This window comes from Paenibacillus sp. CFBP13512, from assembly GCF_005233705.1.
Taxonomy (GTDB): Bacteria; Bacillota; Bacilli; order Paenibacillales; family Paenibacillaceae; genus Saccharibacillus; species Saccharibacillus nuruki.
Genome location: NZ_QGAD01000013.1, coordinates 113,382 through 135,804, shown reverse-complemented (window position 1 = coordinate 135,804; position 22,423 = coordinate 113,382). Strand labels below are relative to the sequence as shown.

Below are 22,423 nucleotides of genomic sequence, written 5' to 3'. Positions count from 1 at the left end.
TAAAAATTGCGGAATTAATAATATACTTTTCGCTTCCTTATATAAAAGATTTTTTAAAAGTATTTTTAAGTATATATCCTCATTATTATCCATCAAAAATTAAAATTAAATTGCATATCTATTTATATCAATTAATGCTATTACTACAAAATAAAAGAAAACATATTATAAATAACTTATATAACTATTACAAAACGTATATGACACTATACAGTAAATAGAAACTTTAACTATTAATTTCTGGTTATATTTTTCAAGTAAAAGTACAAACAATAAAATGAATACTGCTGTTATAACAAAGAGTTTATTAAAAATTAAGATCATAACCATCTACTTTATTTTTTCGTTTTACTTTCATCCTATTCTTCCCTCTCTCATAACTTAAATACATTCATTTCCCAGGTAAATTTCTTCCAAAAACATCTTTACTACCTCCCATGTAAACGGTATACTTAATACAAGAATTACTTTTTGAAATTGTGTTTCACTGTGTGAAACTATAAACATTTTTATCGTTCTCCATTTTGAATAATTCGATTTTAGTTGCTTAATAGTATAGAATAGTAATGAATTGAACCGTTTTCATTTCTAATTTTATCCAGCAAGCGTTTGAAGATCATTTGCCAAAATGTTGAGGATTTTTCCCTGTAACGCAAAATCCAAAAAGTAAGCCGTATTTTATTTGAGGAGGGGCATCTATGTCACCAAAAGATTCATTTTCTGTTGGCCGAGAACTGAAAGTGAGAGACCAGTCTTACCGTTATTACAGCCTTAATGCTTTAGCTGAAAAAGGTTATGAACACATTTCCAAACTTCCTTTCTCTATTCGTGTGCTACTTGAAGCCGCTGTTCGTCAATATGATGGACGTGCGATTACTGAAGAGCATGTGAAGCAACTTGCGAACTGGAGTGAAGGTCGCGAAGAGAAAGAAATTCCATTTATTCCTGCACGTATCGTGCTTCAGGATTTCACCGGTGTACCTGTAGTTGTTGATTTAGCCGCTATGCGTGATTTTGTTAAAAAATCAGGTGGCGACCCTAAACAGATCAATCCTTTAGTACCGGTTGACCTTGTTATTGACCACTCCGTTATGGTAGACGCATTCGGTACGCCTGATGCACTTGAATATAATATGAATATTGAATTTGAACGTAATGAAGAGCGTTACCGCTTCTTGCGTTGGGCACAAACAGCATTTGATAACTTCCGTGCTGTTCCACCAGCTACAGGTATTGTTCACCAAGTAAACTTGGAGTATCTTGCTTCTGTAGCAGCAACTCGTACTGTTGATGGCGAATTGCAAGTATTCCCTGATTCCCTAGTGGGTACAGATTCACATACTACAATGATCAACGGTCTAGGTGTTGTTGGTTGGGGTGTTGGTGGTATTGAAGCTGAAGCAGGTATGCTTGGACAACCGCTATACTTCGTTATGCCTGAAGTAGTTGGTTTCAAATTAACAGGTAGCTTGAGCGAAGGCGCAACAGCAACAGATTTGGCGCTTACTGTTACTCAAATGCTTCGTAAAAAAGGCGTTGTTGGTAAATTCGTAGAATTCTACGGTCCAGGCCTAAGCAATATCAGTCTTGCTGACCGTGCAACTGTAGCTAATATGGCTCCTGAGTACGGTGCTACTATTGGTTTCTTCCCTGTTGATGATGAGACTTTGTTCTATCTTCGCAACACAGGACGTGCTGATGAGCAAGTAGAATTGGTTGAAGCATATTACAAAGCACAAAACATGTTCCGCACAGCCGAAACACCTGATCCAGTATTCTCAGATACGATTGAATTGGATCTAGCTTCTGTTGTACCAAGTCTTGCAGGACCTAAACGTCCACAGGATCGCATCGAATTGACTAATATGCAATCTAGCTACCGTAGTGCTGTTCGTACTCCTGTAGAAGCAGGCGGTTACGGATTGTCTGATGAGAAGATCGCTGAGAAAATCACAGTGAGTCATCCAAACGGTAAAACAACTCAAATGGGTGCTGGTGCAGTTGTTATTGCAGCAATCACCAGTTGTACGAATACATCTAACCCTAGCGTTATGCTTGGTGCTGGATTACTTGCACAAAAAGCAGTAGCTCGTGGATTGAAAGTGCCTAGTTATGTAAAAACAAGCTTAACTCCAGGTTCCTTGATCGTTACTGAATATCTGGCAAAAGCAGGCGTAGACAAAGATTTAGAAGCTCTTGGTTTCTATCTTGCAGGCTACGGTTGTGCAACATGTATCGGTAACTCCGGTCCATTGCCAGACGAAGTAGGACAAGCGATTGCAGATAACGATCTAACAGTTGCTTCTGTATTGTCAGGTAACCGTAACTTTGAAGGACGGATTCATGCTCAGGTGAAAATGAACTATCTAGCATCTCCTCCACTGGTTGTGGCTTATGCTCTTGCAGGAACAGTTGATATCGATCTACAAAACGATCCTATCGGTTATGATCCTACAGGTGAAGCTGTATACTTGAAAGATATTTGGCCTACAGCGAAAGAAATTCGCGATGCGATCGGCTTATCCATTTCTCCAGAAATGTTCCGTAGCCGTTATGAGCATGTATTTACAGCGAACAAACGTTGGAATGAAATTCCTGTACCAGAAGGCGAATTGTATGAGTGGGATGACAAATCAACTTATATCCAAAATCCGCCATTCTTTGAAAAACTGGCTGATGGTATGAAAGATATCGAAGATATTCGTAGCGCACGCGTGCTTGCACTACTTGGCGATTCGGTAACAACCGATCATATCTCACCAGCAGGTAATATTTCTCCTTCTTCACCAGCAGGCGAATACTTGAAAGAAAACGGTGTAGAGCGCAAAGACTTCAACTCTTATGGTTCCCGTCGTGGTAATCACCAAGTGATGATGCGCGGTACATTCGCAAATATCCGTATTCGTAATCAGGTGGCTCCAGGTACAGAAGGTGGCGTAACTACTTACCTTCCTACCAATGAAGTCATGTCGATCTATGATGCATCGATGCGTTATCAAGAAGAAGGTCAGAACTTGATCGTTATCGCAGGTAAAGAATACGGTACAGGTAGTTCCCGTGACTGGGCTGCTAAAGGTACATTCTTGCTAGGCGTTAAAGCTGTTATCGCTGAAAGCTTTGAACGTATTCACCGTAGTAACTTGGTAGGTATGGGCGTATTGCCACTACAATTCCAAGAAGGTTACGGTTGGAGCAGTATGGGACTTAAAGGTACTGAGACTTTTGATATCATTGGTTTGAGCAATGATGTTAAACCAGGTGAACAAGTTACGGTCAAAGGTACTCGTGAAGACGGTACAACATTTGAATTCCAAGTAACGGCTCGTCTGGATAGTGCTGTTGATGTCGATTACTACCATAACAGTGGTATCTTGCAAACTGTACTTCGTCAAATGATGCAAAACACTAACAAAGGTGAAACGGTATAATTTATCCTTCGTTTCGCTTTTCAAAGTATACATTACCAAAAAAAGGCTTCCTTAATCGGGAGCCTTTTTGGTATACAAAAACAGCGAACTTCCTAACACTTAGGAGATTCGCTGTTCGTTATATTGCTTTTATGATGATGAACTCTATTTTATCCATCTTGTAGCTATATCGTTACGTAATTATCCGAGTAATCGTAGCATTATTAAATATCAACGCAGTTTAAAGCCCATCTCTTGCGCGGCTTGAATCAATACTGGCGCATATTCATGCAGTTTATCCATCGACAAACGACTGACAGGCCCTGAAAGAGATAGCGAAGCACGTAATGCTCCTGTTCGATCAAAAATCGGTACAGCAACCGCTGCGGCTCCCGGTTCACGCTCTTCATAACTGGTTGAATACCCGTTACGCTGCACTTCTGCAAGCTGTTGACGATAATGCTCAACATCTACGGTAAGCGGCCAATCTGGACTATTTAACAGTTCTTCTTGCTGTTCACTACTGGAAAAAGCGACTAACACTTTACTGGATGCTCCTACTGTCAAAGGCAACCGTGCTCCTACTGGTGCAACACGTCGTACCGCCTGATTACTTTGCACCGCTTGAATCCGTAAGCGCTCATCTCCATCTCGCAAGTACAGACTGATCGTTTCGCCCAATTGCTCACGCAATTCTTCCATATCTGCAAGCAATAACAACGCAGGGTCATCGTTTTGTGATAGGTGAGTCGATAACTCCCAGATTTTGATCCCTAGACGGTATTTATCTGTACTGCTATTGCGAATGACAAAGCCTTTTTCTTCTAACGTAGCTAATAACCGATGTACCGTACTTTTGTGTAATCCAATTTCCGTAGCAATCTCGGTGAGTCCAAGATCGCTCGTTCGGGTAAAACACAGTAATATGTCTAACGCACGTTCTACTGCTCGTACAGTCAACTTGCGATCTTCCATTGTTGTCGCCTCCGCATTTGAATCTGTTTACAACGAATACTGTCTATTTTTGTAAGTTTCACTCAATGAAACTTGGTTACATAAATTATATCGAAGCTAGCTCTAATCGTAAAGAGAAATACGTCGATAATAAGGAAGAAGACGATCATCTAACATTGACTTTGCTGAACTAGACTTTTACCATAAGTAGATATTGTCGAATCAAATCGGTTAACGCAACAATGAAGATGAGATACAACTACAAACTTTTAATTCTAGGAGGGGCAAGATGTCCAGTACTTTGCAAAAAAATGCAAAGCCCCATTCGTCTGAGCTAGAAGAGACACCTCCTGTAGTTTCACCAAGACAGATTCGAATAAAGCATGTTGTGGTAGCTTTTGTGTTATCCATAGTGTTTTTTTTCCTGTTTTGCTTTGTGGCACTGCATGCCTATATTGCTTGGGTGCTGTCTAATCCGACAGTAGCAAGTGTCTACTCTAATCCAATGCAGGCAAAAGGAATGGCTTACGAAGATGTAACATTCCCGGCAGCGGATGACAGCCGGATGATGCAAGGTTGGTATATTCCAGCGGAACAGAAATCGTCCAAAACGATTGTGTTTAGCCACGGATATGGTGCAAATCGAGAAGAAACATGGATTCCGATGTACGATCTCGCTCATTATGCGCATAAGCTTAATTTTAATGTGATTATGTTTGATTATGGATTTGCCGCTAAAACAAACAAAGAAGTCGCAACAGGTGGTAAAAAAGAATCGCAACAATTACTCGGAGCGATTCAACTTGCCAAACAAAAAGGTTCTCAAGAAATTGTCGTCTGGGGATTCTCGATGGGAGCAGGTACAGCTCTACAAGCAGGTCTCAAAACAAAAGATGTGACTGCGATGATTTTGGACAGTACCTTCTTATTAGAACCGGATACACTCTACTATAATATCCAGCAACAGTTGGATCTTCCACGACATCCATCGCTGGAAATTCTGGAATTTCTATTACCTATTGTTAACGGAACAAGCTTGAACCAGATTCCATATCAACAGGTGAAAAAGGAAGATTATCCATTTCCTATTTTCTTTATTCATGGGACAAACGATGATAAAGCTCCTTACCAGATAGCAGAGCAACTTGCAGCCAATCAGACCAATCCCGATTCAGGAAGCTGGGTGATCCAAGGCGCTCATCATGAACTGGAATTCCGTGAACATCCACGAGAATATTTACGCAAAGTCTCAGATTTCTTAAGTAGCCTGAATCTAGCGGAAGAAGAAGACGTTAATAATGAACCGCTTTTAAATGATGGAGCAATAGATAGCACTACTTCCACTTCCAGTTCACCGACCGTTACTGGAAGTGCTGCGAAATCTTCTTCCAGTAGCAAAAATACATCTGGTACAACATCCACTTCTAAAGAGACTACAAGTAAATAATTATCGGTATATCACAAACAGCACCATTCATACCTTATCTAAAGGTGAATGGCGCTGTTTGTCTATTATTGGTGAGAAATATCTTTTAATAAAGAATCACATAGTTGGATGAACATAGACTGCTTTTCCATACTCATCAATAAATATGTAACATTGATATCTTCACCTAAAAAACACTTTACATATGTGCTAAATTCATTAAATGTAGGCTTTTGCGTGCTAAATAATACATCACTAGATAATCCCGCTTTTTTAAAGATTGAAGTTAATAATTCCTTATCTTCTGTATATAAGTCACTATCATCTTCTTCCTTCTGATCTAGTCTTAATTTTAAAAAAAGTATAATCTTTCTCAATAGTTTTTCTTTCTCTTCAGAAATATCATGATCTGTTATAAACATAAAATATGGATAACGATCTCCATCTATCATCATTTTCATGAGTTTTAATTGATATTTGATTAGTTTAATTTCTTCAATGATGTCTTCGCTTTTCATTTTTCACCTCTGTTAAATCATTAAAAGTTTATTTCATCTTTATAAATATAGAATCTCCTGAAATAACTTGTTTGGCAGAATAGGTTTTCAATGATATTCCTTTTTATTCGTAGTTATATACCTAACCGATATATTAGAACAGCAAATAAATTTTTAATTTCTACATGATATATCCAGTTCTAATCATACTATATTTTACATTTACTCTTCTATTTTCAAGTAAATGTTTACGATACATTTCTAAAAGTATTCAAGACTTCAACGCTCGACCGATCACCCATTCAAGCACACGCCATGGTAATAGTTTGCGTGCCCAGATCATAATGTGAGAACCTTCTCCAATAGCATAGCGTAACTTTGGAGAACGCTTATCTACAATTTTCCCGACAAGATCAGCGACTTCTTGCGGATCAGGAGCGGATGCTGCGGATTTACGAGAATAACGCAATACTGCTTCTAAGCGAGATTGATAAGGTGAATGAGGTGCTGTATGGATATCAGCTAGCCCTTTTTCCCAGATCGATGTCCGGTATGAACCGGGTTCTACTAATACCACTTTGATATTAAATTCAGCCACCTCATGACGCAAGCTTTCACTAAATCCTTCGATTGCGAATTTGGAAGTGGCATACGGTGCATATCCAGGAAAAGCAGATAGCCCGCTTACACTACTCATATTAATAATATAGCCCTGCTTTTGCTCACGCATCATCGGAAGAACCGCTTGAGTCATTGCTATCAGTCCAAACACATTCGTTTCTAATTGTGCTCGCCATGTCTCCATCGGTACATGTTCGATAAATCCACCTACAGCATACCCTGCATTATTGATAAGAATGTCTATATTTCCATACTGCTGTTGGATAGTTGTGACTGCAATCTGAATAGATAAAGAATCGGTCACATCCAGCTGGATATAATGAATACGGTCAGTGATTCCTTTTTGCTCAGCGATACGTGCCAGTTCTACGTTGCGTGTCAAATCTCGCATTGTAGCAATAACAGTAATTCCTTTTTCTGCTAATAAGACCGCAATCAACAATCCAAATCCACTTGATGTGCCTGTCACCAAAGCGATACGTTTGCGTTCCAATGACGCTTCTACTTGGTTGGACATAAGATCCTCCTTTATCTACTTTATGCCTGAATATACTACTTTATTTTAGAATGATCCTATTTCATTTCGATATAGAAAATAGCTATAGAGCTACTTATCTACTGACTCACAACGTCCACTTTCGTTCGACTCGCCGTAACTTTATGATTCCGGGCGTAAACTCATATGCTGTAAAGGTAATCGCTGGCATAACTGCTTGTAAAGTATCACAGATATGCTGGATACGATGGATGATTTGCGCTTCGACAGCTTGATCATGTGCTATATCATCTGTTTTTCCAGTAAGACGATAACTGATTTCCAGTTGGTTGATCTGATACTGGATCACACGATAATGTTCAATATCTGCGGAAGCTCCTATAATCGCTCTGGTGATCAGATCGGGGAATAGCGGTACTTTTTCTGCTGTCGTCTGATGAGTCATATACAAGATATCGTCGCATCGTCCTTCGATCTGTTCGATAGTAAGCATCGGTGATCCACAAGGACAAGGCTCTGCGGCTTCGGTCAGAATATCATTTAAACGATACCGTATAATCGGTTGAGATACCCGCGAGAAGTCCGTAATAATTGGTACAAACCGTCTGCTTTGCTGATCCAGCATTTCTTTCTCAATATGTACAATATCTTCGTTCAGATGCAGATTACCATATTCGCACGTGGCTCCGAGGAAACCTTCTGTACACTGATACACCTGATGTACTTTTTGCATAAAAACAGATTCAATATATTGACGATCCAAAGGATCTAGTACTTCTGCCACCGAAATGATTTTGCGGGGCTCTATCGTTAATAAGCCTGATAATTGCTGCTCTGCTAATAAACGCAACATGGAAGCAGGCGCAATCAATAGACTCGGACGGTATCGTTCAAGCTGCTCAATATGCGCTTTGATCGGTACCAATAGATCGAAATAACAAAATTGCAGTTTTCCTTTTTGTACCGATTCATACAGATTACTATTCGCTCTCAAAAAGAACGCAATCTTCTCAGGTTGCCGAATACCACCGGGTAACAACTTGGCAAGCACGGTCCCTGTCCATTGTGCTTGTTCTTGGGGACTTACTAGAAATAACCCTCGATTACCCGATGTACCTGAAGACAGTCCGATAGTCACTCCTTGCAAAGTAGGTTCAAAATCTCGTGTCTGCTCTGCTTGATCGGCAATATCCATCGCTTCTCTTTTGGCAATACCCCGCGTATTCAATTGATCAAAATGCTCCATCATTATCGACTTATCTATCAACGGAAAGTCACGCCACTGATCATCAGCTATCCCTTGCCACAATTGCTGATAAAAAGGAGATTGTTGCCGTATATAACGCACATGCTTGATAATTTTCTTTTCTTGCCATTGCTCAAGCTCTGCTCGACTATTCCAACCTTTACGATAACGAGTACATACATAATGATAAAGGATACGCATCGTATTGGTGAGTTCGCTTAATCTTTTCACAACCATCGCCCTCCCCACTGCTGTAATGCCTGTTTACAATGACTAGGCACGATCCGAATAGATGGAGATGAGAGGTGCAACTGACGTAATTTTTGGAGATTAAGCCTATATTGCTGACGATCTGACATAATCATACCTGCCAGAAAATGAGGCGGACGATTCTCAGTAAAAGCGGTACTAGACCATACGGTATCCGCACATAACAAATAATCATCATTGGTTGTCGATACCAATAATCCGATCATCCCTTCTGCATGACCAGACAATTCAATAGCAATCAGACTTCCATCTCCCAATATATCGTACCCCGTTTTCCACGGAAATTCTTGTGTAATCAGATCGTTGTCTCGGGATACATCATGTACAAGATGACTATATAGCAATGAGGTTAACGGTTGGGAATCTGATCGATGCAACACACGCGAGCGTTCGGTGAGATCATCCGGCAATAAACCTGCTAGAAATCCTGCTTTAACCGCTCGGATCGAACTCAAATCCTTGACCGCTTGATACGATTCGGAAAGGTATATAAATGTTGCTTGCGGAAAGTCTTTTGCTCCAGCAATATGATCTCCATGAAAATGCGACAAGATCACATACCTAATCTGATCTGCCATAATGCCTTGCTTTTCCAATTGCGAAATGACCGAGTCCTCTTCCTGATAAATCACCGGTGTAATATAACGGTACAACGATTGTGGTAACGTGGCTGTTTCTTCAAAAAAGCGCGCACTATATCCCGTATCAAATAAGATATACCCGTGCTCAGGATGCTGAATATAAGCAAACCCTGCTGGAAATGACACCGCTCGTAACGAACCACCTTGTAATGTCAAAAATTCAGGATGAGTACAATATCCAGCTGCTCCGATCCATAATTGCACTGCTGTTGAAGTGATCATTGAGCACACCACCAATCTGCAAATCGCTCCAACCCTTGATCGACACTGATACGAGGCATATAACCTAATTGTTGCTGTGCTAACGAGATATCCAGTGTATGAGGTACCGCAATCGACCCTACACTATAACGAGTCAATGGAGGCTCGCCTAGCGCTGGGAATAGACGATACACAGCTTCCATTCCTCCTGCGATCAGATGGGCTACCGAATAAGGTACATTTCGAGTATGTAAAGGTATATCTAAGCGTTCAAATAAACGCGACAACAATTCGACAAACGCAATCGGTTCACTATTGGATATATTGTATGCTTGACCTAGCGCTGCCTGCGGTGCTTTTACACCTAGTAACATTGCATCGACAACATTATCTACATAGGTCAGATCTATCGGCGCACACCCCCCTTGTAATAGTGGCACACCGGATTGACGATTGACTTCTAATAACCGTGGAAATAACGTCTGATCCATCGGTCCAAAAATCGCACGCGGACGAATCATAATTGAAGCTAAACCTTGCTTTTTATAAGCTTGCAATACAATCTGTTCAGCTAATAATTTGGTTGCCGCATAATGATTGACTGACTTACGAGGTAAAGGATCGGATTCTCGAATCCCGTAGTGAGCTTTGCCATCAAAATAAATACTGGGTGTAGACACATGAATCAATCGCTGGACATCATGCCGAATACAACCATCAACAATATGTTGAGTGGCTTTTACATTGCTTTGATAAAATTGTTGATATTTACCCCACGGCGAAGACAATGCAGCACAATGAAAAACGATATCTTGTCCTTTACAAGCTTCTATCGCTTGTTCTGCATCTCCTAGATCATAATAATTCATCTGTACGCCAATACGTTCTAATGCTTGTCCACGGCTTTCATCTCGCCCTGTTCCATGAACATCCCAGCCTAGTTCAACTAATCGTCTGGCTAGATATCCACCCAAAAATCCTGTTGCCCCGGTAATTAATGCTCTGGTCATAAGCTCTCCTTTCCATTCCATTCGATATCATGGGTTAATGCTTCAGTCAGTGAAATACGCTCTGTACGACAAGTTCGCAACGCTTGAGCGACTAATCGAAATTGCTCCCAAAATGGCTTGCGATCGTCTGCCTGATATACCACATCTGTCGCCCTTTGTAGACTGTTCCACCAGTTTTTCCAAGCTTGCCAATCCCGATTGTATTTGATGCCTGCTATCCACATCGGTAACGTCAATACTCTAGCTGTTCCTACGGCTGGCATAATTACTTGACCACTTTGCGCTATTGACTCAGGATCTAGCAATGCTTGAATCATTGTATCTTGGTGTTGAAAAAGATGAATCCCACTGGTCGTTCGTGGATTACATTCAATCGGATATAGAATGCCTGTCGAATCTTCTTCAATAAAATCAAAACTAATCTGTCCACAAAAAGCAGTATTAGATGGATGTTGATCCTCTACAGGTATCCCTTGAACAAATTGGCATACCCACTCGTACGCTTTATTATGCTCTATAGCTTCAAAATATACACTCGCTCCTGTACGTGATGTTCTATAGTTACTTGTATACGTAGCATGTGCGATCACGATACCTTTATGCACGAGACTATAGGTACAAACCGCTTTCCCTTTGATATATTGTTGAGCAATCCAAGCTGATGATTCATATTGTTTATTCATTGCTGTTGTTTCTGTTGTTATCATTGTATTTGCTGTAGTCTTTTGCTTTTTTGAAGCTATAATACGTCTGGGTTCCCACGGCATAATCACTCGCGATGCAAATCTAGAATAAATCGGTTTCCGCACAAATGTATGACCTTCTGCATCAGGCACCGAATAATCATAAGAGTCTGTTGAAGGCTCTGCTACCGAGAAAGTGTTCGGAGCGACTTGATTATTCATTATCACTTGTTCAATAAATTTTCCTTTGTGATGCAGAGTATGCAGTGTAGAGAGCGAAGGTGTAAGCACTCGACAAACCCTTTGCAATCGTTCCAGACCTTGCGCAATATAAAAAATCTCTTCACATGTCGGGAGCAAAAGATCGATCTGATGCTCTATAATCAATTGCTCTAATGCAGACAGATATAATTGCGGTTGTTGGCGGGGCGGCGGCACTTGAAAGCTTTCCACCACAGCACTCGATACACGGCACAGATGATACCTACTACTTTCAGCCACATAGACATAATGACCGTTACGATGCAAAAGGCGAGCCCACTCAAGCGCTACAGGAGCACGTCCACCTGTAATCAATATCTGTTGTGGTATGACTGGCTCAGTACTCAAGCACCATTCCTCCTAATGATAATCCTGCCGCTGTTCCCATTAATAGAATGCGATCGCCACGTTCTATTCTTCCTTGTACAATCGCTTCATGAATGCCCATCGGAATAGAGGCAGCTATCGTATTCCCATGATTAAGAGTGATATCGAGAAATTGTTGTTTGCTAATGCCTAACTTTTTGCGTATCAGGCGCATTGCCATAGCACTACCCTGATGAGGAATAACCAATTTGAAATCTTCCATTTTGGTATGAGATTGCTCTAACAATTGATCGATAAAGTCAGGTAATAATCGGGAAGCCATGCGGAAGATTTTCTGTCCATCCATAAAAAATAAAAAGGATTCTGCTAGATCTTTTTGCAGATGAGCAGGTAATCGTGTACCTCCACCTTGAATTTCGGAATAACGTGCGCCTTTACTATAGGTTTGAAGCGAAGTATGTATAATTCGAGCAGACTCTTCTGGCGCAGATGCACCAATAATCACAGCGGCTGCTCCATCTCCGAATAAAGCTGCACTTTCTTTATTTTCCCAATTAAGCCCTGCCGATGCAATCTCTGTAGCTACCAAAAGAACATACCGATATCGTCCTGCGGCTACCAGATAAGACATCGTATCCAAGCCGACCAAAAAGCTTAAGCAGGTCGCATCAATATCAAAAGCAGGCACACCTGACTCTTCTTGTCCCATCGCTTGCTGGATAAATACCGCTGTGCTTGGTAATGGCTGTTCTTTGGTTCCACTTGTACATACGAGACAATCCATATCTGCAAATGTAAGACCTGCTGCATCCAAAGCATCTTGCGCCGCTTGTGCGCCCATCATCGAAGCTGTCTCACCTTCACTCACATAATATCTGGTGCCCACACCTGTCGCTTTGTGCGTCCAACCTGCTTGTACTCCTAGCTTCTGATCCAATTCTTCATCGGTTACTGCACGCTTCGGTAAATATTTACCGGTTCCTACGATTTTCACTTTGCGTAATTGCATGATAGACCTCTTTTCTTATTCAATCCCGTTCTTAATTCACTTCTACTTCGCTTCTCTATTCGTCATATCGCTGGATCAAGTACTCTTCCATCTGTTGAATATCTTGTGGTGAAAATAAAGTCTGTTCCTTGATCATTTCAATCGATTGACCTTCTGCTAAAATAGATTTTAATTGCTCTGTATATGAAGTTACATCGGGTACTTGCGCTAACTCAGATAGACTGCCCATCGTGCCTTGTTGTACAACAGGATATCCTTTGTCCTGCTCCCCTACTGCCAGATCATAAAAGCGCCGAATCCCTGCGGACAATTCATCTCCACGGCCTTCTACAATAATAAAAGCCGTAATAATATAGGCTTTGGCTTGTCTACGCTGAGCTATACCGCAGAACTTTCGTCCAGCAATACTCACATCATAATCTCCCGGACAAAATGCTCCTTCGATCTCACCCACATGAGCATGTGTATTCCACGGATCGACTGCTCGACTGATCCAATCCGCCATAAAGCGAAAATCACGATGAATACTAATATTGCGCTTAGGATTAGGGAGTATAATCGATAGATTCAAAATACCGGGATGTAAAGGAACTGCCGCACCACCTGAAGGACGTACACAGACCGATGTACCCTGTTGCCGAAATTGTTCCATTGCTTGTGTAGCATACGTCAATCGCCGATCACGCAGACCAATCGCCATACCATCTGTATGTCGCCAGAGATGAATCACAGGAGGATGCCCTTGCCCCACTTGACGACACATTAACTCTTCCCATGCTAATGGTGCTAATATTGACTCTCCTTGCTCTACCAATAGTCGTTCTACCCATACCGCCTGTTCCAAACCTACAGGCACATCGATTAATGTAGGGATAGAATGCCGATGATTGTCTGCTGACATCATGATTCCTCCACTTCAGTTGCTTGATTCTAATCATTGTATTATATCAGTTTCTATATGTCCTCTACATAAAAAAATGGTGGACACAACGCCATTTGGCATCATTTCCACCATTTTTGAATAATCACTTTTACCTTGTTATATCATCAAGAACGAACTTGAATTGCAGTATATTGTTCAAACCATTCCCGATTACTTTGCATACGGGCATCATATTGTTTTTGTCCAAGGTCTTCTTTCATACTCTGGCGAATAGCTCTCATGCCTACATTCATATCTACTAATTGCTTAGCAGAAGCAGGTTTAATCATCACTGTTGGTTTTGAAGTAGTGCTCCATGTTTGAGTCACATTCTTTACACGACGTATATTTTGATTAGTATGATGAATCGATTGCAAAGAAGCTTCATTCAATTTAATTAATTTGTTTCTTAGCATCAGATCATCTCCTTTAATAATAGTATAACTCTATTATCCTTCTTGCATCAATATCATCTAAGTACATACCTTGACTATTTCCAATAAACTTTGCATTGAATCGTTGTTGATAATATCTGATTAATTCGTTTTTAGGAACAAATGAAACGAACCCATCATATCCTATAGATTGACTGTATAAACAAGCTTGTCCCAGAAGAACATCTGTTACATTCACAAAAATACGATCTTTAAAACGATAACGATTTTGAGGAGCGCTTTCTAACAAATCAACATATACATGATCATCATTATCACGATATGCTATTGCACCTTGTATGTAAGAACTATGTATAGAAAGAAGCTTATAAGCGTTATAGTCATTGTTGCTTTGGCAATATATCGACCAGTCAAATTCGACTTGCCATCCTAACTTATGAAGATTATCTGTATCAGAATCTACCATTGATACTATTTCTGCCAAGTAAACATGATTTAATCTATCTTTAAGATGCCAGTCGGGCATATGTTACAACTCCTTGATTACAAAATGACTTTATTAAGTGTAACATATTTTATACTTTCTAAATATACATCTATCTAAAATAAACAAAAACAAGACCCCTTCTATTTAGTAAGTAGGCGTCTTGTTTTTTATTCATATTTAGTCTTTAATCAATGCTAAAAATTCAGCACGTAATGGTGCATCTGTACGGAATCCACCGCGAACTGCGGAAGTGATCGTTTTGCTACCTGGCTTTTTAACACCTCGTGCACACATACATAGATGTTCGCCTTCAACCACAACCATAACGCCTGTTGGATCAAGTACTTCTACCAATATATCTGCGATTTGAGAAGTAATACGTTCTTGAACTTGTAGACGACGACTGACAGCTTCGACCAGACGAGCGAATTTGCTTAAGCCTGCAATTTTACCGCTAGGTACATAACCGATATGCACTTTGCCGAAAAAAGGAGCCATATGATGCTCACATTGACTGTAGTAGACAATGTCTTTAACGATAACCATTTCTTCGTGATTCTCGTTAAAAGTTACACCTAGCGCTTCTCTAGGATCTACGCTATAACCAGCAAAAATCTCCTCGTACATACGAGTAACACGTGCAGGCGTATCAAGCAAACCTTCACGTTCTGTATCTTCTCCGATCAATTTCAAAATCTGACGGATATGGTCTTCAATCTGTGCACGGTTTTCACCGACTTCAAGATTAGTATAATCTTTGATACCAGCCATAGTGACCTCCTCTTCCCATTACAAGGTCTTTATGGACCTGATCCCTGTGATGCTACTTGCTTATCTTCTGCGTTTACCTGTATTTCCGCGACCCATAGGAGGCATTTTAGCTTTAGGCGCTTTGCCACCTTGTGGATTATTTTTCATCATTTGTTGAGCTTGTTGCATCTGCTTACCATTCAGGTTGTAACCCATTTGCTTCGCCATTTTTTGCAAAGCTGCTGGATCGTTTTGCATTTTTTCCATCTGTTTGCGCAAATAATATGCACCAATAAAAAAGCCGCCAATCAGACCGACAATCAAAGTCACGATTGGAATGACCCAGTTTAACCACGTCATAACTGCCACCCCTGTAGATGAATTATAGTGTGAAGTTCCTTGTAAAAGGGTACACTACGCCCTTAACCGATAAAGGCAGGAACAGCATTTATCATACCATTTCCGTGATCGGCTTAGCAAACATTTTCAATCGTTAGAAGTTACATCATAACTGCTTCAATAAATGTAGTCGTTGCATTCGCCAGATCAATTTCTTTAACGTCTAGATCGCCACCACTTCCGCTTACAATGCGTACCACCGGACGACCGGGTAAGCCACGATGTTGTCTGACGATCACACCTGTTTCTTTATTTGATAATCGCACACCTGTACCATTAGGATACACCGAGATAATACGTGTAAATTCTACTAACACATCATGATCTAACATACGATCCGATTGAGCCATCATTTCTTCGCAAGCTTGATGAGGCAATAATCCCTGTCCACCGTTGTCTTTGGATGTAATCAGATTATCATAAGTATTCGCTGTGGCTACAATACGAGCATACACATGAATTTCTTCTTCATTAAGTCCACGCGGCTTGCCTTTGCCATCCATTCGTTCATGATGTTGAAGCGCAATATGAGCAATCATTAAGTTGAATTCTCGCTTGGTTTTGATGAGTTCGAATCCACGCCATGTATGATGGTTTTTGGAACCAATCTCCAGATCATCTTCCGCTATCTTTGAAAATTTACCGACATCATGCAGTAAAGCCCCTGTTGCTAAATCTTTCAGTTGATGTTGATTAAGTCCCATATTCATACCCATCATAGCGGATAAAAGACAGACATTCATCGCATGTACATATTGCACATTATCATTTGTTTTGATATCAGTTAATTGCACCTGTACTTCACGCATACTTGTAATATCTTCAAGCAATTGTTCAATACTAAAAGCTACTTTATTCGGACTCCACTCTTTACCGGAACGAACAGCATCGAACGTATCACTCATTTCACGAATCATCATCTGTTTGGTCGCTTCGCTGAGTACCTCTTCCATTTCAATATCAGCAAAGTTCTCATCTTGAATATACAACATCGTGACACCGATCCGATTGAGCGTATTAATCATATAGACGGTCAGTTGTACACCAGCAGACAATAGAATCGCTCCATTACCTGAATAAATCGCTTTGCCTAAATATTGCCCTGTCTCTACTTTATCGATGTTTACGTACCTCATGGGAAGTCTCCTTTACCGATATTAGGATATGAGCTCTATTTCAATTCAAATAGCACAGGTTCAATAGGATACCCTTCCAGATTCAACAACCATTCTTTCAGTGGTAGACCACTACCATAACCGACCATTTGTCCATTCATTCCAATCACACGATGACATGGAATAAGCAGCGGTACTGGATTACGATTATTAGCGCCTCCAACGGCTCGTACTGCTGTAGGATGGCCAATCTGCTGAGCGATCCATTTATACGAAACGACTTCTCCATAAGGAATAGTCTGTAACCCTTGCCAGACCAGACGCTGAAAATCAGTACCTTGCAAATCAAACGACAACTCAAATATTTGCCGCTCTCCTGCAAAATATTCATGTAACTGCTGTACGGCTGACTGTAAATGGTCAGGCGAATATATATACTCATGCTCTCCATACCAGCGCTTTGCCCAAATCGCCATCTTATCTTTATTATCGGCATAAGATTTAAAATCTAAACGGCATATCCCGTGAAGTGACGATGTTAGCGTTATTGTTCCTGTAGGCGCCTTAATTTCATCGTAATACAAAGAAATCATTCTGCGATCTCTCCTTCAAGTATAGCTTTGGCTTGGAGCAAACGTTCCGTGACTTCAGGCTCTACTTCTTTGGCGAGCGCATGGATCACTGCTTGTAGCGCATCTTCGCCACCTATTCGGCTAAGCGCCCATGCGATTGTTCCTCTGAGCTCTGGTCTAGGATCACGATGTAGTAATTCGGTTAACTTCGGCACAGCCGATTTGTCCCGGAAATTCCCGAGCGCAATAACTGCATTGCGTTGAATGGGCTTTTTGCCACGCCATGCCGCAGAAGTATCACCAAATTGTTCTTTAAATTCTCGATTACTGAGATCAAGTATCGGTAATAATAATGGCTTGGCTTTTTCTGGATCAGGGCGAAGTTCTTCTTGATGATTCCAGTTCTTGCCTTTGTTTTTGGGACATACAATCTGGCAGGTATCGCAACCATACAATCGATTTCCGATCTTACGCATATGTTCATCAGATAACATGCCTTTAGTCTGTGTTAGAAAAGAAACACAGACTTGTGAGTTCAATTGTCCGGGACCTACTAATGCTCCTGTTGGACAAGCATCTATACATTTGGTACATGTTCCACAATCTTCAGTAACTGGCGTATCGGGTGGAAACGGAATATCCGTGATCATATCACCTAGAAATATCCATGAACCTAATGTAGGTGAAATCACAGCACAGTTTTTACCATAAAAACCGATCCCTGCACGCTGAGCCACCGCGCGATCTGACAACACCCCGGTATCTACCATACTTTCTATTCGAACTTCCGGTACCTTTTCCCGAATAAAATCTTCTAAACGCTGCATCCGATCACGTAGTACATAATGATAATCTTTGCCCCATGCTGAACGTGCCATAATGCCTCGATATTGTCCGGGTTCTGACTTAGGCGGGTTTTCCATCTTGGAATGATAGGTAACAGATATCGCTATAATCGACTTTGCTCCATCTAATGCCAAGCTCGGGTGAATACGTTTCTCAATATCCGGTTCTTCAAAACCTGATTCATGCCCTTTACGACGATGCTCTTCTAAGACTCCTTTTAAATACAAAAAAGGATCTGCTGTCGTAAAGCCTACATCATCTATGCCCAGCGATGGCGCAGCCTGCTTGATTTCAAGCTTGAGCTGTTCCCATCTGGTTGTTGTTTGTTGTAATACTTCTTGCTGCGTCATGCACTGTCACCTCCTATAATATGTTCTATAAAAATGCCCATTTGGATAAAGGCCATATAATAAAATCGGCACGCCCGACAATCTGCGTTAAAGCTATCGTACCAAAAATACGACTGTCTTTACTCATTCCTTCATGACGATTATCACCCATGACATAATATTGCCCTTCTGGCACTATCATCGGCTTGTGATCTTCATCTCCTATATCGGTATCAATATACGTTTCCTGCTGTTCAATCTGATTGATATATACTCGGTGGTTACGAATCTCAATCGTATCTCCGCCGATAGCAATGACTCGTTTCACTAACAATTTGGAGCTGGGGCTTGCACTCAATATAGGATCATGCAAAATAATAATATCTCCACGTGCCGGTGTATGAAATTTATAGATTAATTTATTGATAAACAACCGTTCTTGCTGTACAAGAGTTGGCTGCATCGACTGTCCTTTGACTGTTGATATATTAAATACCCAACTATTCAATATGCCGAGTATGATTAATGCCAAGACCATCGTCTTGAGCCATTCCCGCCAATACATAATACACCTCATTTAAAATCTTACATTATGTTTATTATACCTTAAATTCTTCCTAAATATAGAAAAGCACATCTTTATTCCCATCCGTGTTTCGGAGGGCAAGATGTGCTCATATGTGGATATTACATAAAATTCTTCTCTCTAAACTTTACGCATGAACAGCAACGATACTGAGTTTGTCAAAAGTCTTCAAGACTTTATTTTCTCCATATCCCATTGCTTCGTAAAGTGGTAATACAGCCTTGTTGTGCTCATCGCCAGCGACCATAATGCCACTGACATTGCGTTGCTCAAAACGTTGTTCCATAGCTTTGACAAGTGCCGTACCTACACCTCTGCGTCTAACATCAGGATGTACAGCGATGCGGTAATAACAACCAAAATTCCGATCGATTGTACCGATTAATAGACCAACAATCTCTTCGCCTTGTTCCGCTACTACGATTAGCTCGGAATCCCATGATAATTGTGTGGCGAACGGTCCCATCGTGTTCTCGTAACATTCTTCAGATAAAGCCACCTGCAAGAGTTCTGTAACGAGACTCAAATCACTTAATTTAAAGGAACGAACATTCATACTCCAAACTCCCTTTTCATCAGCTTGATTAAGTACACCCTTATAAAAAAACAAAAAGAAGGACATTCGCTTATAGAAGCGTTGCGTCCAACGATAAAGGATTGCATAAAATCCTATAGTACACATCGACCAAAAGACAACAAAAAACTGCAAAAATGTGCAGAATATAACCTCAACGATAATTAAACCACAATTTCCGCCAGATTACACCAATTTTCTTTTGAAAGCGCTTAATTACTCTGTTTTTCACCTATCGGTTCCACTTTAAACATAATTTGGTAATTAAAGGATATCAAATTATATTTATAAATAAACGCTTATAAATATTCACGACAATTATTATATCTTCAATTAAAGTTGTATGCGGGACAAAATATAGTATAACACTACTTTAGTAGCCTCACTATACTTTTTGTCATATTTCGTGCATTTTCGACTTTATTTCTTTCTATTACTTCTATATATTAAAATAAAATAAATCGCTCGGAACCCGCACCACATCAACTTTCTAAACATAAAAGTTGATTTAGTCAAAAATATACGGTTTAATATAGAGAGTAATATGTTTATTTACATAGGGAACGGTTTTTAGCAGTTGTCATTAAGTTGAATACTATTTTTCTTATTGTTTCTGCTAACTTTCGTTTCTGAATTCTAAATTCTGGGAGGTATTTTACAATGGCATTCGAATTACCAGCATTACCGTACCCTAACAACGCTCTGGAACCACACATCGACGAACAAACGATGATGATTCACCATGACCGTCATCACAACACATATGTGACTAGTCTGAATACCGCTTTGGAAAGTGCTCCTGAATTGCAAAGCAAAAGCTTAGAAGAATTGATCAGCAACCTGGACAGCGTACCTGAAGGTATTCGTACAGCAGTTCGTAACCACGGTGGCGGACATTACAACCACAGTCTTTTCTGGGAAATTATCGGACCTGACGCTGGCGGCGCACCTACTGGTGATATCGCAGCAGCAATCGATAGCGAACTAGGCGGATTTGAGAAATTCAAAGAAGACTTCGCTAAAGCAGCAACTACTCGTTTTGGTAGCGGTTGGGCTTGGCTAGTTGTTAAAGATGGCAAATTGGCAGTAACAAGTACTCCTAACCAAGATAGCCCGGTTATGGAAGGTGCTACTCCATTACTTGGTATTGATGTGTGGGAACATGCATACTACCTTAAATATCAAAACAAACGCCCTGACTACATTGCAGCTTTCTGGAATGTAATCAACTGGGATGCAGTAAACAAACGTTACGCTGCTGCAAAATAAGAATATACCCTTTTACAATAGAAGTATCAAAAAGCCCTTTGGAGTATTTATATTCCAAAGGGCTTTTTTTGTATTCTTTATACTCTGATCTTCTTGGTCTTCTGTACACCATTCATCAAAATAACACCTATAAAAATCACGATCAACCCGACAATCGTTCCTAAAGTAATATGTTCATTTAAGAGCAAGATTCCCCAGAAAATACCGAATAGCGGAACTAAAAAAGTTACACTTACTGTTTTGGTTGGGCCGACATGCTCCACGAGATAGAAATATAACAGGTAGCCAATAGCCGTACATAACACTGCTAACCCTAATACAGCGATCATCACCGTTAGCGAAATCGTTGCTGTCGGTACAGTCACTACACTTAAAGGAATAAGAATAATTCCCGCTGCTAGCTGTTGCCCGATCGATAACGAAAGAGCCGGTGTATTGGTAAAGGTAAGTTTCGTATACACACTGCCAATGCCATAAAATAACGCCGCTGTTAGCGAAGCACCGATCGACAACCATACTTCTAGAGTAAAGGGAACTGAACTCCAACCCATCAGAATACACACACCTACAAGTCCAATCAGAATACCAATCACTTTACGAACAGATAAATATTCTTTTAACCAGATGCGAGCTACAATCGCTGTAAAAAGGGGGGTTGTAGCATTCAAAATAGCTGTTAAAGAAGCATTAAGATGAACAGCTGAATACGCAATAAGTGAAAAAGGAATAGCCGCATTTAATAGACCCAACATCAGATAATATTTCCATTCCTTTTTAAAATCAGGCAATTTGCGTACAATAAGCGCATAGATAAGTAGTACAATACCTGCAATCCATACACGTAAATCAATCAGCCAGATCGGTCCCAATACAGGTGCGGCTATTCGTATAAATATAAATGAGGCTCCCCAGAGAGCACCCAATAACAGTAACGCTCCTAATTCTTTAGGTTTCATAATCGTTGACCTCCACTATCTCCAAATATTATATGTCTATGTAGTATGTCTTTACTATAAAATACACCGTAGAATAAAACTTTCACTTTCTTGCTTTTGTATTTGCAACAGAAATAGCGTACACCACTGAATCTCTACTGTACGCTATATTCTCGTTGTAACTATACTTTATGA

20 protein-coding genes and 1 pseudogene are annotated in these 22,423 nt (G+C 40.4%); 3 read left to right on the top strand and 18 right to left on the bottom strand.

Features of this window, described 5'->3' with window-relative positions:
* Positions 1–698: 698 nt before the first annotated feature.
* Positions 699–3,428 carry an aconitate hydratase AcnA gene (acnA, locus tag PaeCFBP13512_RS17805; RefSeq protein ID WP_069329415.1) on the top strand — a complete coding sequence of 910 codons (2,730 nt, stop codon included), beginning with the start codon at positions 699–701 and terminating at the stop codon, positions 3,426–3,428.
* 210 nt (positions 3,429–3,638) lie between these two features.
* Here acnA and PaeCFBP13512_RS17800 read toward each other — a convergent pair whose 3' ends face one another.
* On the bottom strand, positions 3,639–4,382 hold the full coding sequence (locus tag PaeCFBP13512_RS17800) for an IclR family transcriptional regulator (protein ID WP_069329416.1): 744 nt from the start codon (positions 4,380–4,382) through the stop codon (positions 3,639–3,641).
* A 268-nt stretch (positions 4,383–4,650) separates the two neighbouring features.
* Between PaeCFBP13512_RS17800 and PaeCFBP13512_RS17795 the strand changes: the two genes are divergently transcribed.
* A complete protein-coding gene (locus PaeCFBP13512_RS17795; RefSeq protein ID WP_137224970.1) occupies positions 4,651–5,808 on the top strand; it encodes an alpha/beta hydrolase in 1,158 nt (385 codons plus the stop codon).
* Positions 5,809–5,873: 65 nt separating this feature from the next.
* On the opposite strand, the gene PaeCFBP13512_RS17790 is transcribed toward PaeCFBP13512_RS17795, so the two are convergent.
* From PaeCFBP13512_RS17790 to PaeCFBP13512_RS17715, 16 genes and pseudogenes are all read right to left on the bottom strand, one after another.
* Positions 5,874–6,305 carry a hypothetical protein gene (locus PaeCFBP13512_RS17790; RefSeq protein ID WP_137224968.1) on the bottom strand — a complete coding sequence of 144 codons (432 nt, stop codon included), beginning with the start codon at positions 6,303–6,305 and terminating at the stop codon, positions 5,874–5,876.
* 250 nt (positions 6,306–6,555) lie between these two features.
* On the bottom strand, positions 6,556–7,422 hold the full coding sequence (locus PaeCFBP13512_RS17785; protein WP_069329418.1) for an SDR family oxidoreductase: 867 nt from the start codon (positions 7,420–7,422) through the stop codon (positions 6,556–6,558).
* Positions 7,423–7,528: 106 nt separating this feature from the next.
* Entirely contained in the window at positions 7,529–8,878 is a 1,350-nt protein-coding gene (locus PaeCFBP13512_RS17780; protein ID WP_241669421.1) for a F390 synthetase-related protein, read from the bottom strand.
* Complete coding sequence (locus PaeCFBP13512_RS17775; RefSeq protein ID WP_137224964.1) at positions 8,875–9,780, bottom strand: MBL fold metallo-hydrolase; 906 nt, start codon at positions 9,778–9,780, stop codon at positions 8,875–8,877. Before PaeCFBP13512_RS17775 ends, PaeCFBP13512_RS17780 begins: the two co-directional genes overlap by 4 nt.
* Positions 9,777–10,769 carry an NAD-dependent epimerase/dehydratase family protein gene (locus PaeCFBP13512_RS17770; protein WP_137224961.1) on the bottom strand — a complete coding sequence of 331 codons (993 nt, stop codon included), beginning with the start codon at positions 10,767–10,769 and terminating at the stop codon, positions 9,777–9,779. Before PaeCFBP13512_RS17770 ends, PaeCFBP13512_RS17775 begins: the two co-directional genes overlap by 4 nt.
* Entirely contained in the window at positions 10,766–12,061 is a 1,296-nt protein-coding gene (locus PaeCFBP13512_RS17765) for an ATP-grasp domain-containing protein (protein ID WP_137224959.1), read from the bottom strand. The genes PaeCFBP13512_RS17770 and PaeCFBP13512_RS17765 overlap by 4 nt, the downstream gene beginning before the upstream one ends.
* Positions 12,051–13,049, bottom strand: a complete 999-nt coding sequence (locus tag PaeCFBP13512_RS17760; RefSeq protein WP_137224957.1) for a beta-ketoacyl-ACP synthase III — start codon at positions 13,047–13,049, stop codon at positions 12,051–12,053. Before PaeCFBP13512_RS17760 ends, PaeCFBP13512_RS17765 begins: the two co-directional genes overlap by 11 nt.
* 55 nt (positions 13,050–13,104) lie before the next feature.
* Positions 13,105–13,950, bottom strand: coding sequence for a lipoate--protein ligase family protein (locus PaeCFBP13512_RS17755; RefSeq protein WP_137224955.1), 846 nt, complete (start codon positions 13,948–13,950; stop codon positions 13,105–13,107).
* A gap of 146 nt (positions 13,951–14,096) precedes the next feature.
* Positions 14,097–14,387, bottom strand: coding sequence for a hypothetical protein (locus PaeCFBP13512_RS17750; protein ID WP_137224953.1), 291 nt, complete (start codon positions 14,385–14,387; stop codon positions 14,097–14,099).
* A 13-nt stretch (positions 14,388–14,400) separates the two neighbouring features.
* Entirely contained in the window at positions 14,401–14,892 is a 492-nt protein-coding gene (locus PaeCFBP13512_RS17745) for a hypothetical protein (RefSeq protein ID WP_137224951.1), read from the bottom strand.
* Between the two features lie 138 nt (positions 14,893–15,030).
* Complete coding sequence (gene folE, locus PaeCFBP13512_RS17740; protein WP_137224949.1) at positions 15,031–15,624, bottom strand: GTP cyclohydrolase I FolE; 594 nt, start codon at positions 15,622–15,624, stop codon at positions 15,031–15,033.
* A 60-nt stretch (positions 15,625–15,684) separates the two neighbouring features.
* Complete coding sequence (locus tag PaeCFBP13512_RS17735) at positions 15,685–15,963, bottom strand: YneF family protein (RefSeq protein WP_069329428.1); 279 nt, start codon at positions 15,961–15,963, stop codon at positions 15,685–15,687.
* A gap of 140 nt (positions 15,964–16,103) precedes the next feature.
* Entirely contained in the window at positions 16,104–17,138 is a 1,035-nt protein-coding gene (locus tag PaeCFBP13512_RS17730; protein WP_069329429.1) for an HD-GYP domain-containing protein, read from the bottom strand.
* 35 nt (positions 17,139–17,173) lie between these two features.
* Positions 17,174–18,885, bottom strand: a pseudogene (gene queG / locus PaeCFBP13512_RS17725) (tRNA epoxyqueuosine(34) reductase QueG).
* 25 nt (positions 18,886–18,910) lie between these two features.
* Positions 18,911–19,429, bottom strand: coding sequence for a signal peptidase I (lepB, locus tag PaeCFBP13512_RS17720; RefSeq protein ID WP_069329432.1), 519 nt, complete (start codon positions 19,427–19,429; stop codon positions 18,911–18,913).
* A gap of 148 nt (positions 19,430–19,577) precedes the next feature.
* Positions 19,578–20,006: a GNAT family N-acetyltransferase gene (locus PaeCFBP13512_RS17715; protein WP_069329433.1), complete on the bottom strand. Its 429-nt coding sequence runs from the start codon at positions 20,004–20,006 to the stop codon at positions 19,578–19,580.
* Between the two features lie 678 nt (positions 20,007–20,684).
* Between PaeCFBP13512_RS17715 and PaeCFBP13512_RS17710 the strand changes: the two genes are divergently transcribed.
* Positions 20,685–21,293, top strand: coding sequence for a superoxide dismutase (locus PaeCFBP13512_RS17710; RefSeq protein WP_069329434.1), 609 nt, complete (start codon positions 20,685–20,687; stop codon positions 21,291–21,293).
* 77 nt (positions 21,294–21,370) lie between these two features.
* Here PaeCFBP13512_RS17710 and PaeCFBP13512_RS17705 read toward each other — a convergent pair whose 3' ends face one another.
* Entirely contained in the window at positions 21,371–22,249 is an 879-nt protein-coding gene (locus PaeCFBP13512_RS17705; protein ID WP_137224947.1) for a DMT family transporter, read from the bottom strand.
* Positions 22,250–22,423 lie beyond the last annotated feature (174 nt).

What these genes read in the sequence shown, in the direction of transcription:
- acnA (WP_069329415.1), top strand. Translation starts at nt 699, where the DNA reads ATGTCACCAAAAGATTCATTTTCTGTTGGCCGAGAACTGAAAGTGAGA.
- PaeCFBP13512_RS17800 (WP_069329416.1), bottom strand. Translation starts at nt 4,382, where the DNA reads ATGGAAGATCGCAAGTTGACTGTACGAGCAGTAGAACGTGCGTTAGAC.
- PaeCFBP13512_RS17795 (WP_137224970.1), top strand. Translation starts at nt 4,651, where the DNA reads ATGTCCAGTACTTTGCAAAAAAATGCAAAGCCCCATTCGTCTGAGCTA.
- PaeCFBP13512_RS17790 (WP_137224968.1), bottom strand. Translation starts at nt 6,305, where the DNA reads ATGAAAAGCGAAGACATCATTGAAGAAATTAAACTAATCAAATATCAA.
- PaeCFBP13512_RS17785 (WP_069329418.1), bottom strand. Translation starts at nt 7,422, where the DNA reads ATGTCCAACCAAGTAGAAGCGTCATTGGAACGCAAACGTATCGCTTTG.
- PaeCFBP13512_RS17775 (WP_137224964.1), bottom strand. Translation starts at nt 9,780, where the DNA reads ATGATCACTTCAACAGCAGTGCAATTATGGATCGGAGCAGCTGGATAT.
- PaeCFBP13512_RS17770 (WP_137224961.1), bottom strand. Translation starts at nt 10,769, where the DNA reads ATGACCAGAGCATTAATTACCGGGGCAACAGGATTTTTGGGTGGATAT.
- PaeCFBP13512_RS17760 (WP_137224957.1), bottom strand. Translation starts at nt 13,049, where the DNA reads ATGCAATTACGCAAAGTGAAAATCGTAGGAACCGGTAAATATTTACCG.
- PaeCFBP13512_RS17755 (WP_137224955.1), bottom strand. Translation starts at nt 13,950, where the DNA reads ATGTCAGCAGACAATCATCGGCATTCTATCCCTACATTAATCGATGTG.
- PaeCFBP13512_RS17750 (WP_137224953.1), bottom strand. Translation starts at nt 14,387, where the DNA reads ATGCTAAGAAACAAATTAATTAAATTGAATGAAGCTTCTTTGCAATCG.
- PaeCFBP13512_RS17745 (WP_137224951.1), bottom strand. Translation starts at nt 14,892, where the DNA reads ATGCCCGACTGGCATCTTAAAGATAGATTAAATCATGTTTACTTGGCA.
- folE (WP_137224949.1), bottom strand. Translation starts at nt 15,624, where the DNA reads ATGGCTGGTATCAAAGATTATACTAATCTTGAAGTCGGTGAAAACCGT.
- PaeCFBP13512_RS17735 (WP_069329428.1), bottom strand. Translation starts at nt 15,963, where the DNA reads ATGACGTGGTTAAACTGGGTCATTCCAATCGTGACTTTGATTGTCGGT.
- PaeCFBP13512_RS17730 (WP_069329429.1), bottom strand. Translation starts at nt 17,138, where the DNA reads ATGAGGTACGTAAACATCGATAAAGTAGAGACAGGGCAATATTTAGGC.
- lepB (WP_069329432.1), bottom strand. Translation starts at nt 19,429, where the DNA reads ATGTATTGGCGGGAATGGCTCAAGACGATGGTCTTGGCATTAATCATA.
- PaeCFBP13512_RS17715 (WP_069329433.1), bottom strand. Translation starts at nt 20,006, where the DNA reads ATGAATGTTCGTTCCTTTAAATTAAGTGATTTGAGTCTCGTTACAGAA.
- PaeCFBP13512_RS17710 (WP_069329434.1), top strand. Translation starts at nt 20,685, where the DNA reads ATGGCATTCGAATTACCAGCATTACCGTACCCTAACAACGCTCTGGAA.
- PaeCFBP13512_RS17705 (WP_137224947.1), bottom strand. Translation starts at nt 22,249, where the DNA reads ATGAAACCTAAAGAATTAGGAGCGTTACTGTTATTGGGTGCTCTCTGG.